Source organism: Granulicella sp. dw_53, assembly GCF_018449545.1.
Lineage (GTDB): Bacteria > Acidobacteriota > Terriglobia > Terriglobales > Acidobacteriaceae > Edaphobacter.
The window spans coordinates 137,751-152,390 of the sequence record NZ_JAAVUR010000006.1; the positions used below are offsets into that span (position 1 = coordinate 137,751).

Sequence of the window (14,640 nt, forward strand, 5' to 3'; positions counted from 1 at the left end):
GTTATTCCTCCTTGAGGATCGTCCGCAGCGAGGCATCGATGCCCTGCCACTCTGCCACCAACAACTTCAAAACCTCTCGTCCCTCATCCGACAGCCGGTAGAAGCGCTTGTTCCGCCGCTCCTCCTCGCGCCACTCGCTCGTCAGCAGACCCTGCGTCTCCAGCCTCCGCAGCAGCGGATACAGCGTGCTCTCCTCGATCGCCAGGCCCTGATCCGCCAGCGCCTTGCGCAGCGTGTAGCCATAGTGCTCGCTCCGCAACTGCCCCAGCACCGCCAGAATCAGCGAACCGCGCCGTAGCTCCTGTCGTAAAGAATCGAAGACCTCGAGTGTGGGGAACGTCTTCATACTGTGCTATACACACTGTACGTCGCACAATATAGGCCCGTCAATTAAATTTAGTGCCTAAAAAAAACCGAAGCGGATGCAATCAATCGGCCCGAGATGTGTTTCTCCTGCAGGCAAAACAGAGGAACGACGGCCAAAGGAGGACCAAATGAGTGCAACGTCAATGAATGCAACATCCATACCTACGATGAACCTGCGCTTCGCAGGCAAAACGGCTTTGATCACAGGAGGCTCCCACGGCATCGGCCTTGCTACCGCGAAACAACTAGCCGCCGATGGCGCCCAGATCGCAATCACAGGAACTGACCCCGAAGAGCTCGCCGCCGCGCTCCGTGAGCTTCCGCAAGGTACGCTCGCGATCAACGCCGTCGCCGGCATCCCTCGCGACACCGCCGCAACCATGGCTCACGTCCGCGAGGCATACGGCCAGCTCGACATCCTCTTCATCAACGAGACAGTCGCCATCCCCGCAGCGTCCGAGGCGAAGAACAACACCTACCTCGAGCAGATCTTCGATGTGAACTTCAAGGGGACCTTCTTCACCATCCAGCAGGCCCTCCCTCTCATGGATCGCGGAGCCAGCGTCATCATCAACACCTCCTGGCTCAACGCCTCCAACTGGCAGGACGAGGTCCACATGCCAGCCCGCTGGATCCTCACCGCGGCCAAAGCCGCCGTACGCTCCTACGCCAACGCCGAGCTCACGCCGCGCGGCATCCGGCTCAACGCAGTCAACTCCGACCCCGCCTCCACCTCGGACGCCCAAGACACAGCCCCAACCGGAGAGCTGTGGCACGAGATGGCCGATCGCCTTCAGGATCAGATGCCCCTCGCCACTCACGCCACTTGGGACCAGATCGTCGACGCCGTCGTCTTCCTCGCCAGCGACGAATCCAGCTACATGCTGGGCTCAGAGCTGACAATCGACGGCGCCATGTCCCACATCTAACACCAATCCAACGGAGGCAAACGCACACGAAAGGGCGCTCAAATCTACTTTGAGCGCCCTTCCTACACATAGCCGTATCGACCTCGCTCGTCGAAGCGGGCCGGAGCCAATCTCCCTACAACTTCATACCGCCAGAGACCTCAATCCGCTGCGCGTTGACCCAGCGGTTCTCATCCGAGAGCAGAGATGCGATCATCCCGCCGAGGTCATCTGGCACTCCGGCGCGGCCCAGTGCCGTCATGCCCGCGATACTCTTGTTCATCTCCGGATTGTCGCGAACGATCCCGCCGCTGAAGTCGGTTGCCGTCGGCCCTGGAGCAACCGTATTCACCGAAATACCACGGCCACCCAGCTCCGCCGCCAGATAACGGCTCAACACCTCCACCGCGCCCTTCATGGAAGAGTAGGCGGAGATCCCTGGAACCGTGAAGCGCGTCAGCCCGCTCGAGATGTTCACGATCCGGCCACAGTCATGGATCAACGGCAGAAGTCTTTGGGTCAGAAAATAAACCCCTTTGAAGTTGATGTTGTACGCCCGGTCCAACTCCTCTTCCGTCGTCTGGTCGAAGGCCTTGTGCAGCGAGATTCCCGCATTATTGACCAGGTAGTCGAAGCGCTCCGCGCCAAATTCAGCGAGGGCGGCCCGAACCCGCCCCACGAACGCATCGAACGAGTGCATATCGTTGAGGTCGAGCTGCAGCGCGACAGCCCTTCCTCCCATCTCGCGCACCGCCTCCAGAACCTTATCCGCCTCTGCCCGATTGGAGTTATAGGTGAAGATCGACGAAACGCCCCGCCGTGCGAGGCTAAGCACGGTGTTGCGGCCCAACCCGCGGCTTCCTCCCGTAACGATTGCTATTTTCTTCCCTAAAATCAAGGTATCTTCGGTTGTCATGTTTTGCTCCTGATGTCTTTCCTTGACTGAAGATACGGTCGTTTCGATGAAATATGAATACTCAAACTATTCCAATTCTTGCCTAATCCTGCTTTCTCTTTCATGCAAACCAGCGACCAATAGAAGTAAAATAGAAGAGCTATGGACGCACTCTTGGAAGCGGTAAAGCGATACACCGAAACGCAGGCTGGCGAAAGCCCCTACGCTACAGCAATCGAAGGAGTCACCATCCTTCGCTCCGATCACGAGAAGCGCCCCGCATACCTCATCTTCAAACCCGCGCTCTGCGTCGTAGTTCAAGGCGCGAAGTGGGCCATCTTCGGCGATCGACGCTTCGACTACAGAGCCGGACAGGCCCTACTGGTCAGCCTGGAGATGCCCGCCTTCGGACGAGTCGCCGAGGCGAGTCCGCAAGAGCCCTACCTCGGCCTCATCATCGAGTTCGACATCCCCATCCTGCGTGAGGTCATGGACGAGCTGGAGACCTTGCCTCAGCCGCCCGACCACGTAGGACGCGGCGTCTGCGTCACAGACTTCAACGGCCCTCTCGCCGACTGTGCCTTGAGGATGGTGCGACTTCTCGAAACCCCAAAAGCCATCCGCCTGCTCTACCCCGCCATCATGCGCGAGATCTGCTACTGGCTCCTCACCGGGCCGCACGGCGGCGAAGTCATGAAGTTGACCTTGGCCAGCGGCCACACCAAGCGCGTGATCAGCGCCATCCATGCCCTGCGCGATCGCTTCGCCGAGGCCGTGCGAATCGAGGAACTGGCGCGCATAGCCCAGATGAGCCCATCGGCCTTTCATCGTCAGTTCAAGGCCATCACCTCCATGACGCCGCTGCAGTATCAGAAGCAGCTCCGTCTGCTTGAGGCCAAGCGCTTGATGGTCTCGAACGCCGTCAACGTCGAGACCGCCGCGTTCCAGGTCGGCTACGAGAGCCCATCGCAGTTCAGCCGCGAGTACTCCCGCATGTTCGGAGTCTCGCCTCGACGTGACGCCGCCTCGCTAAAACTCACCGCCGCATAAAGGCATATGCCCCCATTCGCAACGGGATAACTCAGTTACCCTGTACGAAGGGGAGTATTCATGGCGAAGACGCTGGACTTTACAGAGATCACCTGCAACGCAACGGCCATGCGCAAGGCATCCCGTCGCGTCACCCAGTTCTACGACACCGTACTCGCCCCCAGCGGACTTCGCTCCACCCAGATGGTGATCCTCGCGGAGTTGTTTCTGCAGCGCGACTCTCCTCCAACCATGACCCAGTTAGCCGATGTCATGGTCCTGGACCGCTCCGCCCTCGGTCACAACCTCCGACCCCTCGAACGGGACGGCCTCATAGAGCTTCAGGAAAGCCCCGCGGATCGCCGTCATCGTCACATCCTTCTGACGCGTAGAGGCAAGGCCAAGATCGCCGAGGCCTACCCACTTTGGCGTCAGGCGCAAAAGCGCTTCGCCAGCATCTACGGCGAAGACGCAACCAAAGAGCTTCGCAAAATTCTTCTGTCCATAGCTCACGACGACCGCCTGAAGACCCTCGCCTTCGACTAAGCGCTCGTCCAGCACTCAGTATCTCTAAAAAATACAAGCTCCCTGAATCGGAAGATTTCACCTGACCTATGCCATACTGTGGGCATATGCCGATAAATCGAGACGGCATAGATACCCCCGAAAAATAGCCACCCTGCAAAACCGTAATACCGAACTCAGCTTCAACGAAGCCATCATCAGCAGAGCGGTTTTAGGAGGTCTACAAGCATGGATCTATCCGTCTCTTTGCCTCTCATTACCCTCTTTCTAGCAACGGCGCTCATCACCCTCATCCTCCTGGTGAAGGCCACCCACTCCAAAGCCGTGTGGATCGGGTCGATCCTCTGGATCCTCCTGCAATCTGCCGTAGCCTCGACAGGCTTCTATACCAAAACTTCCGCCCTTCCTCCCCGCTTCCTTCTGGTCATCGCGCCTCCTCTGCTCCTGGTGCTCGTCCTCGCCTTCCTCCCCGCCGGAAAGCGCCTCATCGCCACAATGGATCTCAAGTGGACAGTGCTTCTTCACTCCGTCCGAATCCTGGTAGAGATCTGCCTCTACTGGCTCTTCCTCTTCAAACAGGTCCCAGCCCTGATGACCTTCGAGGGCGGCAACCTCGATATCCTCGCCGGCCTAACCGCGCCCATCGTCTGGTGGGCCTACAGCAAGCAGTTCGTCGGCAAAAAATTCCTGGGCGCATGGAACGTCATCTGCTTCCTCAGTGTGATGAACGCCCTCATCCGCGCCATGCTCTCGGCCCCCTTCCCCTTTCAGCGGATCGCGTTCAACCAGCCCACCGTCGCCATCCTCTACTTCCCGTTCGTGCTTCTGCCCGCCTTCATCGTGCCATCGGTCTTGCTCTGCCACCTTGTGATCTTGAGAAAAACCCTCGTCGCCACACCCCAACCCGCACTCTGACCAACACCTAGGAACTCCCATGTCCCATCTCTCCCGCATCGTCCTCATGGGAAGCATGCTGCTCCCCATCGCCGCCACCGCCCAGACCGCCCCAACCCCCGCCGCCCCACCCGTCCCCACCACCAAGATCCTCGCCATCGGCCATGTGGTCCGCCCCCTCACCCTGGAGCAGAGAAAGAGCATTATGCCGCACGAGGTCCCCGACACCGTCCGCCTCTACCTCTCCGGCAAGGTCGATCAGTGGTACGTCCGCCAGGACGGCAAGGGCGTCGTCTTCCTCCTCAACGTCTCGTCGGTCGAGGAAGCCCACACCCTCCTCGAGCAGCTCCCCTTGGGCCGCGCCCAACTCATGGAATTCGACCTGATGCCCCTCGGCCCCCTCAGCCCGCTACGCATCCTCCTCAACGACGCCCCGGCCCCTTCCGCAAAGCTGTCAACCCCCTAAACCGCACCTCTAGCCGCCAACTCCAGCCCTAAAACCCGCAACAACAACCACTTACACCACAAAAATATCCTCCACCCAAGTGGCACTTTAGTTATTGCCATTTCGCTAAAATAGAACCAGAGAGTTTAGAAAGAGAGAAGGGCCGCGACATCCGCGGCCCTATCTCTTTTGTTTGCCAATATTTGGCCGTAACCCATCTGCCTGCAATATTTTAGCGCGGGCCAAAGCCCGCAAGCGCATGAATCCACTACGCTTACGCCCGGGCAAGGGGGGGCACCCCCCCCGGGGGGACACAGCCTATACGGGGTCCACACCCTCGGCAGGCAGCGGCAGCTCGATACAGCACCTGGCTCCCTGCACCGCGGCCTGGTCGAAGTAGATACGCCCTCCGATGCGGTCGATGATCAGCCGCGCGATAGAAAGGCCCAGCCCCGCGCCACGATGCGTGAAGACCTGGTGGACGGCACTGGTGAAGAAGCGCTCGAAGACCCGCAGATGCTCCCCCGGAGCGATCCCCGGACCCGAGTCGTGGATGCACACATTGTGGAAGACGCGCCCCCCGCGCTCCACGCGTCCGTAAAAGATGCGCAGCGTAGAGTGGTCCGGCGAGAACTTGACTGCGTTGTGCAGCACGTTGAGCAGTGCGATTCGGATCAGGCTGCGGTCGGCGATCAGCGACCAGCGCACCTCCGTCTCGTGCTCCTCCAGGACGGTGATCTGCCTCTCCTCGATCAGCACCTCCAGCAGCGCGAGGATCTCGTGAACCAGCTCCACGAGCGAGAAGGAGACTGGCGCGCTATCCGGCTGAAGCGCCTCGGCCTTGGCCAGGAGAAGCAGCCCATCGATCGTCTGGTTCAGCCGCACGCTCTCCTCCAGCATGCCGCTGATGGCATCGCGATACGCTCCCTCCGGACGAGCCTCCTGCAAGGTCAGCTCGCCGGTCGAACGGATGGAGGCGAGCGGCGTCCGCAGCTCGTGCGCCGCATCGGCTGTGAAGCGCTGCAACTGCGCGAAGGCCTGCTCAAGCCGTCCCAGCAGGTGATTCAGCACGCGAGCCATGTGGCCCAGCTCATCGTGCGGATTCTCGACCGCAATGCGGTCATGCAGATTGCTCGCCGTAATCTGCTCCGCGCGGGCGGCCATCAGGTCCAGCGGACGAAGCGTCCGCCGCGCGATGGTCAAGCCCGCGAATCCAGCGGCCACCAGAGCGATGGGAGTAGCGAGCAGAAGCAGCAGGAAGAAGTGCTGCATCTGGTCGTGCAGCGGATCCATGCTGTATCCCAGCCGGATAAGCACCAGCTTGCCCTGCACCGGATGAACATGGCTGATGAGCAGAACCCTGGTTCCATCCGCAATCGCGGTGGACCGCTCATTGTAAGAGCTGATGCCTTCGCCGGCCATCAGCGCGCCGCCCAGAGCCGAGCCCTTCAACGTGTCGCTGCTGTAAAGAACATTGCCCGAGAGATCGCGGACCTCCATCAGGCGATCCTCCAGCAGCCGCGACTGCGGATGCGAGTGGTAGCTCTCTTCCAGGCGAAGCGTTCCGCTCGGATCGAAGTAAAGCAGGCCTTCGACGGTCTCGACGTCCTGGATCTCGTCGTGGAAGATCTGCCGCTCCAGCAGAATGTACTGGAAGACGAAGAGCGCCGCGATATAGATCGTCAACACGCTCGCAAGAATCGCGACGAACCAGATGGCGAGTCGTGTGCGAATGTTGGTGGAGCGAAGCAGTCTCACTCTTCGGGCTCCTTCAGGATGAAGCCGACTCCGCGCAGCGTATGCAGCAGCTTGACCGGAAATGGATCGTCGATCTTGCGGCGAAGACGCGTCATCTGAACGTCGATCACGTTGTCGATCGGCGTAAACCGCGAGGTCTCGCGCCACACATCCTTCGTCAGCATCTCGCGGGAGACCGCCTGGTTGCGATGCTCCAGTAGGTAGAGGAACAGATCGTACTCGCGCGGCGTAAGTTCGATCGGAACTCCGGAACGGCTCACCACACGAGCCTTCGTGTCGATATGGACATCCGCAATCGCCGCCGAGTCGGAGCGTGGAGGCGGAGAAGTACGCCGAAGCAGAGAGCCAATGCGCGCCAGCAGCTCCGGGAAAGAGAACGGCTTTCCGAGGTAGTCGTCCGCCCCAGTATTGAGGCCAAGGACGCGGTCTTCGACGGAGTTATGCGAGGTGAGGATAAGCACCCGCGTGGGAAGCTGCTGCTCGCGAATCTGGGCAAGAATCTCCAGACCGCCGCGCTGCGGCAGGGTGAGGTCGAGCACCACCAGATCCGGCCGTGTGCTGTGAATCAGGAAGAACGCCTCCTCGCCCGTGCGTGCCAGCGTCGCCGCATAGCCATGACTCGTAAGCGCCGAGACGAGCAGATTCGCCATCCTGTTGTCGTCTTCTACGACGAGTATCCGGCTGGGCGTGGTCGATGATGCTTGCAAAGGCTCTCCCTGATTGATGATTGACCACTATGGCAGGCAGGGCAAGAGCTAGCGTGCGAAATGTAAGGGAGATGTAAGGCGGTTGTAAGGCGGTTTCGTGGTCCACTCAGGCTGTCACCGGATCTTCCGGCGCTGGAGCTGAGATGAAACTTCCCGTCTTTACCGCGATCGCTGTCTTTTCCGCCTCCTTTGCCATGGCGCAGGCCTCACCCGCAACGTTGCTGTCGCCAGGAACGACGCTGCCGATTCAGTTCGAGCGCAGCATCGACACCAACCACTCGCACACCGGCGACACGGTCTCCGCGAAGACCACCCAACAGGTGCGGCTCGCGAACGGCGAGATCCTGCCTGCAGGCGCGCATGTGACGGGACATGTGGTGACGTCCAACGCCTTTACGTTCGATAAGACACCCTATGCGAAGCAGCCAGTCTCCACGCTGGCGATCCACTTTGACTCCATCGAGAGCAAGGGCAAGACGCTGCCGCTGCAAGTATATGTACGCGCCATGGCAGATCCCGTCACAGTGTGGGACGCGCAACGCCCCAAGGCGACCGACATGGATCCGTTGAGCACAACGACCCAGATCGGCGGCGATCAGGTCGTCCCGTCGCAGAGCGAGGTCACCTCACGCGACGGAGATACCGTTGGATACCGTAAGCGCGGCGGAGTCTACGCTCACCTCATCTCGACCTCCGGCAACGGACCGGAGAACTGCGATGCGAGCGACACCGAGCAGTCGATGGGTCTGTTCTCCGCCTCCGCCTGCGGACTGTATGGCTTCACCGACGTAACCCTGTTGAGCGCCGGCAAGACTGGCGAGGTCTCCACGCTCGCATTAGCCTCGCGCCGCCGCTCGGCGAAGATCTGGGCCAAGAGCGCCGCGCTGCTCGAAGTCGTCGGCGATGGCTCGAACGCGGTCACGCAATAACCTCTGTGTGGGCATCTCCTCGCGGAGAGTCATGCAGTTTTGCTCTTCTGCTCTTTGCATTTCTTAGCGCCACCAATTAGACCTCTGGAGATCACGCGATGCTGCAAGCAGGACCGGCTCTCAAGGTAACCGTTCACCTGAACCAGGATACTGGTTCGACGCAAGGCTTCCTCTACGAAGACATCTTGCGCTTCCTGGAGAAGCGCGGCATCGATGGAGCGACTGCCTTGCGTGCCCACGCCGGATTCGGCTCGCACCACCGTCTGCACCGCGGGGATTCGGGCGATGTGAATGGTCGGCATCTGCCGATGATCATCTACTTCGTCGACGAGACCGAAAAGGTCCGGGGAATCCTTCCGGACCTGTTGACTCTAGTCACGGATGGTTTGATCGAAGCGCATCCGACGGAAATTCTCAAGAACCTGACAACCGCGGAAAAGGTTTTGGCTTGATGGTGCGAGTCGCAGCGTACATCTTGGCTCTGGGTTTGTTGCTTTCTTCGGGCACAGGCGTGGGTCAGGCTCCTCTCTCCTCGACAGCGCCCGTTGGTTCGACGCTCACGCTGGCGCAGGCAGAGTCGATTGCGATGGCAAACCAGCCGCGGCTTCTCGCGGCCCAGTTGCGCTCCCGCGCCTCGACGCAACGTATCCGCGAGGCCCGGTCCGCGCTTCTGCCGACCGTAGCCTTCAACGCCACAGGCGTGCGCGTCGCGGATACGGGAGCTTCCACCGCAGCAGGCGCGGTCACGACCTCCGCCATCTCGGACCGGTTTGCGTACGGAGCAAACCTGGTGCAGATGGTGACGGACTTTGGCCGTACCAGCGCGCTGATCAACACGCAAGGCTCGCTGGCGGACGCGCGGAAGGATGAAGAGACCCTAACCGGCGCGCAGATTCGCCTGAACGTAAGACGAGCCTACTTCCAGGTCATGGGAGCAGAGGCTGTGCTCAGAGCTGCGCGGGAGGCGCAGGCGAACAGGCAACTGATCTCGCAGCAGGTCGGCGCCTTGGCGCAGAGCCAGCTGCGCTCGACGTTGGACGTGAACTTCGCCAACGTCCTCGAGAGCGAGGCTGAGCTTGCGGTCGTGCGCGCGGAGAGCATCGTCCATCAGCAGCGTGCGCATCTCGCCAGCGCCATGGGAGAGACGCAGCCGATTACAGCGGCGCTCGTCGAAGAGGCTCTACCCGCGGCGTTGCCACCGGACGCGAAGTCGTTTATGGCCCAGGCGCTCGTGCAGCGTGCGGATCTCAGTGCTGCGATCTCGCTGGGACATGCAGCCCAGAGCTTCGCCGCGGCGGAGAAGCGCTTGAGCTATCCCACGTTGAATGTGATCGGTTCGGCAGGACAGATTCCGTACCACGACCACACGCTGCAGGATAACTACGCGGCGATTGGCTTCAACCTCAACATTCCGGTCTTCAACGGCGGTCTGTTCACAGCTCGCCGCACCGAGGCAGAGCTCGAGGCGCAGGCGCGAGCCAAGGACGTGGAGGAAGCCAAGCTCGAGGTAAATGAGCAGGTCAGTGACAAGTGGTATCAGGCGGACGAGGTGTACCGCAGCCTGAGTGTCTCAGCTCGGCTTGTAGCACAAAGTCGTGAGGCCTTGCGACTGGCGCAGGCACGATACGAGGCTGGTCTGGGCAGCATTGTAGAGCTCAACGAAGCGCAGTTGAGCGAGACCTCCGCGGAGATTACCGCGGCGGGAGCGAACTACGACTATCTCACCCGGCGCGCTGAGCTCGACTATGCTGCCGGTCTTCTGAACTAAAAAGGATCAACCTCCATGCCCCTCTCTCTGCGAATGGCGATGCTGATCGCGGCATCTGCCGGAACATCCTGCCTGCTGACGTCCTGCCGAAGTACAGCCGCCGCTGTGGCCGATCTGCCGACAGTGCCGACGGCGACGGTACGGCCTGCGAACCTGACCAACGAGCTGGTACTCACCGCGGAGTTCACGCCGTACCAGGATGTAGATGTGATGGCGAAGGTCGCCGGCTACGTAAAGAACATCAAGGTGGATATCGGCGACCACGTCCGCGAGGGCGATCTCCTGGCGACGCTCGAGGTGCCCGAGCTGCAGGATGAGAGAGCGAAGGCCACCGCTGGGCTGGCCGCGGCGCAAGCCAATATCATCACGGCGCGGAGTGCGGTGAAACGCGCGGAAGCCAGCGCGAATATTGCACACCTCTCCTTTCAGCGGATTCAGGATGTGGCGACGAAGCAGCCGGGCCTGGTGCCGAAGCAGGAGGTAGATGTAGCCCAGGCACACGATCTGGAGGCGGCTGCGCAGTTGGCCAGCGTACAGTCGGCGTTGCAGAGTGCGGAGCAGGCGAAGCTAGAGGCCGACTCAGAGCGCTCCCGCGCCGATGCGATGCTGCAATACGCGACGATTCGCGCACCCTTCGCAGGCGTTATTACAAAGCGGTATGCGAACACGGGCTCGATGATCCAGGCGGGCATCTCGTCGCAGACACAGGCGATGCCGGTGGTGCGATTGGCGCAGAACAATCTTCTGCGGCTTACGCTTCCTGTACCGATGAGCGCAGTGCCGGATATCCATAACGGCGATACGGTGAACGTAAATGTCACGACATTGGGCCGGACGTTCCCCGGAAATATCACGCGCTTCACGGACTCACTGCAAACCTCGACACGCACGATGGATACCGAGGTCGATGTACCGAATCGCGATGGCACGCTGGTTCCAGGGATGTACGCTGAGGTCCATCTCCATCTGGCGACCCATACGAATGTATTGAGTGTGCCTGTGGATGCAGTCGAAGGCCTTGGCACTACGGTGCAGCATGTCTATGCCGTTCGCGGAGGCCAGTTGCATCTGGTCAAGGTGACCATCGGGCTGCAGACAGCCACGAGGGTCGAGATCCTCGACGGCGTTCAGAGCGGTGATCAGGTCGTTGTCGGGCGGCACAGCGGTCTAGCGGACGGCGAGAAGGTTACGTCGCGAACGGCCTCCTACGAATCAGACACGAACAGTCACAGCTAACCATCCTCACTGCCAAGCAAGGAACCATTCGCCATGTCGGGATTCGCAATACGTAACCCATATCTGATCGTCGTTCTCTGCTTTCTGGTGATGATCCTCGGCGCCGTGAGTACAGCGGACATGCCGGTGGATATGTTCCCGCCCATTGAGCTTCCTGTCGTTGCGGTCGCCACGTTCTACTCCGGCATGCCGCCGCAACAGATCGAGACAAACATCACGTATCACTTGGAGCGGATGTTTACCTTGGCAAGCGGAATCGACCATATGGAGTCGCGCTCTCTGCCTGGCGCGAGCCTGATCAAGGTCTACTTCCGTGCGGGGACGAATCCGGACGCCGCTGCATCGTCGATTGCGACTCTCGCCATGAGCGATATGCGAGACATGCCACCGGGCACGTATCCGCCGATCGTGCTGAAACAGGACGCTTCAAGCCTGCCCGTTGCACTGGTGACGCTGAAAGGAGTCGGGCTCGATGAGAGCACACTCAAGGATGTGGGACAGAACTTTGTCCGAAACCAGTTGGCGGGCGTGGCGGGCGCGTCCGTGCCGCAGCCCTTCGGTGGCCGCTGGCGGCAGATCATGCTCTACGCCGATCCCTTCAAATTAGAGGCGAATCAGCTCAGTCCCATGGATGTAGTTCGCGCTGTGAACGACTCCAATGTGATTCTTCCCGCGGGCGATGTGCAGGTCGGTCGATACGACTACAACATCTACACGAACTCGATGTTGAAGGGACCGGACGACATCGCGCAAGTGCCACTGAAGATGGTGGGTCAATCGCCGGTGCGTGTCGGCGACGTTGCGGTACCCAAGGATGCATTCTCGCTGCAATACAACATCGTGCGCGTGGATGGGGCCCGCGCGGTCTACGTGCCGGTCTTCAAGCAAGGTGGAGACTCGAACACAATTGCGATCGTAAATGGAGTGCAGACGACGCTGAAGAAGCTCTACGATGTGCCCTCGACTCTGGAGACCAAGGTGGTCTTCGATCAATCGCGCTTCGTGAAGACGGCTATCGAGACCCTGGTGCACGAGGGCGGTATCGGACTCTTTCTCACCTGCCTGATGATCCTGATCTTTCTGGGCAGCATGCGAGCGACACTGGCAGTATTTTTCTCGATACCGCTGTCGGTGCTGACGACATTCCTGGTGCTGCATCTTGCTGGCAGTTCAGTAAACAGCATGGTGCTCGGCGGGCTTGCGCTTGCGTTATCGAGGCTGATTGATAACTCGGTGGTGGTCTTGGAGAACATCTTCCGGCACCTTGAGGGAGGCGAGTCTCCTGCCGTCGCGGCGGAGAAGGGTGGCCGCGAGGTCGCATTGCCGGTGCTCGCAGGTACTCTCACAACTGTTGTGGTCTTCTTTCCCGTGACACTGCTCTATGGAGTGAGCCGGTTCCTGTTCACTGCTCTGGCGCTTGCGGTAGTGATCTCATTGTTCGCCTCATACTTCGTGGCCCTTACGGTAGTGCCTTTGTTCTGCGCCAGGTTCATTAAGAGCGCGCATGGCGACACACATACGATGCTGGACGAAGCACCAGCGAAGAAGAGCTTCGGAGCGCGATTCAACGAGCGCTTCGCAGCGATGTTCGACGTTCTATTAGTTAAGTACGATAACCTGGTGCGAAGGGTGTTGGAGCGACCGCAGGCGACGCTCACAATCTTCGGCGTTGTCTTCCTGTTGAGCCTCGGCCTCTTCCCGCTGCTTGGACTCTCGTTCTTCCCGCGCACCGATCCCGCGCAGTTTGTCATCAACTTCAAAGCTCCTTCGGGCACGAAGCTGGAGGCGACGGAAGAGGAGACGGCGCGGCTCGAACAGCTCATTCGCCAGATCGTCTCGAAGCATGACATGGGAATGATCGTTTCAAATATTGGGCTCGATCCTGGGTTTTCATCGTTGTTTTCGCCGAACTCCGCGATGCACACCGGCTTTATGCAAGTGGCGCTGCAGCCGGAGCATGCTACGAGCAGCTTCGATTACATTAGCGAAGTCAAGAAGAAGATGACTTCGGAGATGCCAGAGTTACAGGCCTTCTTCTCCACTGGAAGTCTTGTGGATGGCGTGCTGAATATGGGATCGCCGGTGCCGATCGACGTTCGGATTACGGGAACGGATATGACTGGCGACTACGACTTCGCGCAGAGGATCGCTACGCAGATCCGCGGGATTCATGGTGTGGCAGATGTATATATCCCGCAAGACATCGACTATCCGTCTCTGCGGTTGACGGTCGACCGCACACGGGCGAGCGAACTCGGACTGACCGAGAAGGAGGTCGTGTCGAATGTCATCACAGCGTTGACCTCGAACCAGATGATTGCGCCCAGCATTTGGATCGATCCAAAGAGTGGAAACAACTACTTCCTGACAGTGATGTACAAGGAAGGGCAAGTGAAGTCGCTCGATGATTTGAAGGCGATTCCGCTGCATGGCGTCAATATCTCTCGGCCAACGCGACTGGATATGGTTGCAAATATCGAGCAATTCAACGCTCCAACAGAGATGGATCACACACAGATTCGCCGGTCGGTCGACGTGTATGTTCGGCCAGAGCAGGAAGATCTAGGCCGCATCGCAACTGCGATCCACAAGATTCTCGACACAACGGAGCCGCCGCATGGCATCGAGGCGACGTTGATGGGAAGCGTGGAGTCTATGAGTGCATCGTTCCGTAGCTTCGCGATCGGGCTCATCCTCTCGGTCGTCCTGCTGTACCTCATTCTGGTGGCGCAATTTCGCTCGTTCGTCGACCCTTTCATCATCCTGCTCGCGCTTCCGCCTGGAATCACCGGCGTGCTGATTGCATTGCTGTTGTGGGGAACGACTTTGAATGTAATGTCGCTGATGGGAGTGGTCATGCTGGCAGGCATTGCGTTGTCGAACAGCATTCTCATCGTTGAGTTTGCCCATCATCTGATCAAAGAAGGCATGCAAGCGCACGAGGCAATCATCACGTCGTGCCGTGTGCGGCTGCGGCCCATCTTGATGACCTCCCTGGCGACGTTGATTGGGCTCTTGCCGATGGCCTTGAAGTTGGGAGAAGGGAGCGAGTCGTATGCTCCCCTGGCCCAGGCGCTGATCGGCGGTCTCACCGTCTCGGTGTTGTTGACGATCTTTCTGGTCCCAGCCGGATTTATCCTGGTCTACCGAAATCGCACCACACTCGCGTAGAGACTCGTC

Annotated in this window: 14 protein-coding genes; 10 read left to right on the forward strand and 4 right to left on the reverse strand. The window is 59.8% G+C overall.

The window, feature by feature from the left end:
- Nucleotide 1 precedes the first annotated feature (1 nt).
- Nucleotides 2-346, reverse strand: coding sequence for a PadR family transcriptional regulator (locus HB393_RS11095; RefSeq protein ID WP_213805238.1), 345 nt, complete (start codon nucleotides 344-346; stop codon nucleotides 2-4).
- 148 nt (nucleotides 347-494) lie between these two features.
- Between HB393_RS11095 and HB393_RS11100 the strand changes: the two genes are divergently transcribed.
- The gene (locus tag HB393_RS11100) at nucleotides 495-1,295 is read left to right on the forward strand and encodes an SDR family oxidoreductase (RefSeq protein ID WP_213805239.1); all 801 of its coding nucleotides are present in this window, start codon (nucleotides 495-497) and stop codon (nucleotides 1,293-1,295) included.
- Between the two features lie 115 nt (nucleotides 1,296-1,410).
- Here the strand turns inward: HB393_RS11100 and HB393_RS11105 are convergent, their stop codons facing one another.
- Nucleotides 1,411-2,190, reverse strand: a complete 780-nt coding sequence (locus tag HB393_RS11105; RefSeq protein ID WP_213805240.1) for an SDR family oxidoreductase — start codon at nucleotides 2,188-2,190, stop codon at nucleotides 1,411-1,413.
- A 141-nt stretch (nucleotides 2,191-2,331) separates the two neighbouring features.
- On the opposite strand from HB393_RS11105, the gene HB393_RS11110 reads away from it, so the two are divergent.
- From HB393_RS11110 to HB393_RS11125, 4 genes are all read left to right on the forward strand, one after another.
- Nucleotides 2,332-3,219: an AraC family transcriptional regulator gene (locus HB393_RS11110; protein WP_213805241.1), complete on the forward strand. Its 888-nt coding sequence runs from the start codon at nucleotides 2,332-2,334 to the stop codon at nucleotides 3,217-3,219.
- A 60-nt stretch (nucleotides 3,220-3,279) separates the two neighbouring features.
- Nucleotides 3,280-3,744, forward strand: a complete 465-nt coding sequence (locus HB393_RS11115; RefSeq protein WP_213805242.1) for a MarR family winged helix-turn-helix transcriptional regulator — start codon at nucleotides 3,280-3,282, stop codon at nucleotides 3,742-3,744.
- Between the two features lie 207 nt (nucleotides 3,745-3,951).
- Entirely contained in the window at nucleotides 3,952-4,638 is a 687-nt protein-coding gene (locus tag HB393_RS11120; RefSeq protein WP_213805243.1) for a hypothetical protein, read from the forward strand.
- Nucleotides 4,639-4,657: 19 nt separating this feature from the next.
- Nucleotides 4,658-5,083: a hypothetical protein gene (locus HB393_RS11125; protein ID WP_213805244.1), complete on the forward strand. Its 426-nt coding sequence runs from the start codon at nucleotides 4,658-4,660 to the stop codon at nucleotides 5,081-5,083.
- A 297-nt stretch (nucleotides 5,084-5,380) separates the two neighbouring features.
- On the opposite strand, the gene HB393_RS11130 is transcribed toward HB393_RS11125, so the two are convergent.
- Nucleotides 5,381-6,820, reverse strand: a complete 1,440-nt coding sequence (locus tag HB393_RS11130; protein WP_213805245.1) for an ATP-binding protein — start codon at nucleotides 6,818-6,820, stop codon at nucleotides 5,381-5,383.
- Entirely contained in the window at nucleotides 6,817-7,527 is a 711-nt protein-coding gene (locus HB393_RS11135; protein WP_255550988.1) for a response regulator transcription factor, read from the reverse strand. The genes HB393_RS11130 and HB393_RS11135 overlap by 4 nt, the downstream gene beginning before the upstream one ends.
- A 143-nt stretch (nucleotides 7,528-7,670) precedes the next feature.
- On the opposite strand from HB393_RS11135, the gene HB393_RS11140 reads away from it, so the two are divergent.
- From HB393_RS11140 to HB393_RS11160, 5 genes are all read left to right on the forward strand, one after another.
- On the forward strand, nucleotides 7,671-8,456 hold the full coding sequence (locus HB393_RS11140) for a hypothetical protein (RefSeq protein ID WP_213805246.1): 786 nt from the start codon (nucleotides 7,671-7,673) through the stop codon (nucleotides 8,454-8,456).
- A gap of 98 nt (nucleotides 8,457-8,554) precedes the next feature.
- Nucleotides 8,555-8,908 (forward strand): DUF190 domain-containing protein, encoded by a 354-nt coding sequence (locus HB393_RS11145; protein WP_213805247.1) that lies wholly within the window; start codon nucleotides 8,555-8,557, stop codon nucleotides 8,906-8,908.
- The gene (locus HB393_RS11150; RefSeq protein WP_213805248.1) at nucleotides 8,908-10,224 is read left to right on the forward strand and encodes a TolC family protein; all 1,317 of its coding nucleotides are present in this window, start codon (nucleotides 8,908-8,910) and stop codon (nucleotides 10,222-10,224) included. Before HB393_RS11145 ends, HB393_RS11150 begins: the two co-directional genes overlap by 1 nt.
- A gap of 15 nt (nucleotides 10,225-10,239) precedes the next feature.
- Complete coding sequence (locus HB393_RS11155) at nucleotides 10,240-11,460, forward strand: efflux RND transporter periplasmic adaptor subunit (protein WP_213805249.1); 1,221 nt, start codon at nucleotides 10,240-10,242, stop codon at nucleotides 11,458-11,460.
- A 33-nt stretch (nucleotides 11,461-11,493) separates the two neighbouring features.
- Nucleotides 11,494-14,631: an efflux RND transporter permease subunit gene (locus HB393_RS11160; RefSeq protein ID WP_213805250.1), complete on the forward strand. Its 3,138-nt coding sequence runs from the start codon at nucleotides 11,494-11,496 to the stop codon at nucleotides 14,629-14,631.
- Nucleotides 14,632-14,640 lie beyond the last annotated feature (9 nt).

Bases quoted from the DNA above. Each gene is read 5' to 3' on its own strand.
- HB393_RS11095 (WP_213805238.1), bottom strand. From the start codon at position 346: ATGAAGACGTTCCCCACACTCGAGGTCTTCGATTCTTTACGACAGGAG.
- HB393_RS11100 (WP_213805239.1), top strand. From the start codon at position 495: ATGAGTGCAACGTCAATGAATGCAACATCCATACCTACGATGAACCTG.
- HB393_RS11105 (WP_213805240.1), bottom strand. From the start codon at position 2,190: ATGACAACCGAAGATACCTTGATTTTAGGGAAGAAAATAGCAATCGTT.
- HB393_RS11110 (WP_213805241.1), top strand. From the start codon at position 2,332: ATGGACGCACTCTTGGAAGCGGTAAAGCGATACACCGAAACGCAGGCT.
- HB393_RS11115 (WP_213805242.1), top strand. From the start codon at position 3,280: ATGGCGAAGACGCTGGACTTTACAGAGATCACCTGCAACGCAACGGCC.
- HB393_RS11120 (WP_213805243.1), top strand. From the start codon at position 3,952: ATGGATCTATCCGTCTCTTTGCCTCTCATTACCCTCTTTCTAGCAACG.
- HB393_RS11125 (WP_213805244.1), top strand. From the start codon at position 4,658: ATGTCCCATCTCTCCCGCATCGTCCTCATGGGAAGCATGCTGCTCCCC.
- HB393_RS11140 (WP_213805246.1), top strand. From the start codon at position 7,671: ATGAAACTTCCCGTCTTTACCGCGATCGCTGTCTTTTCCGCCTCCTTT.
- HB393_RS11145 (WP_213805247.1), top strand. From the start codon at position 8,555: ATGCTGCAAGCAGGACCGGCTCTCAAGGTAACCGTTCACCTGAACCAG.
- HB393_RS11150 (WP_213805248.1), top strand. From the start codon at position 8,908: ATGGTGCGAGTCGCAGCGTACATCTTGGCTCTGGGTTTGTTGCTTTCT.
- HB393_RS11155 (WP_213805249.1), top strand. From the start codon at position 10,240: ATGCCCCTCTCTCTGCGAATGGCGATGCTGATCGCGGCATCTGCCGGA.
- HB393_RS11160 (WP_213805250.1), top strand. From the start codon at position 11,494: ATGTCGGGATTCGCAATACGTAACCCATATCTGATCGTCGTTCTCTGC.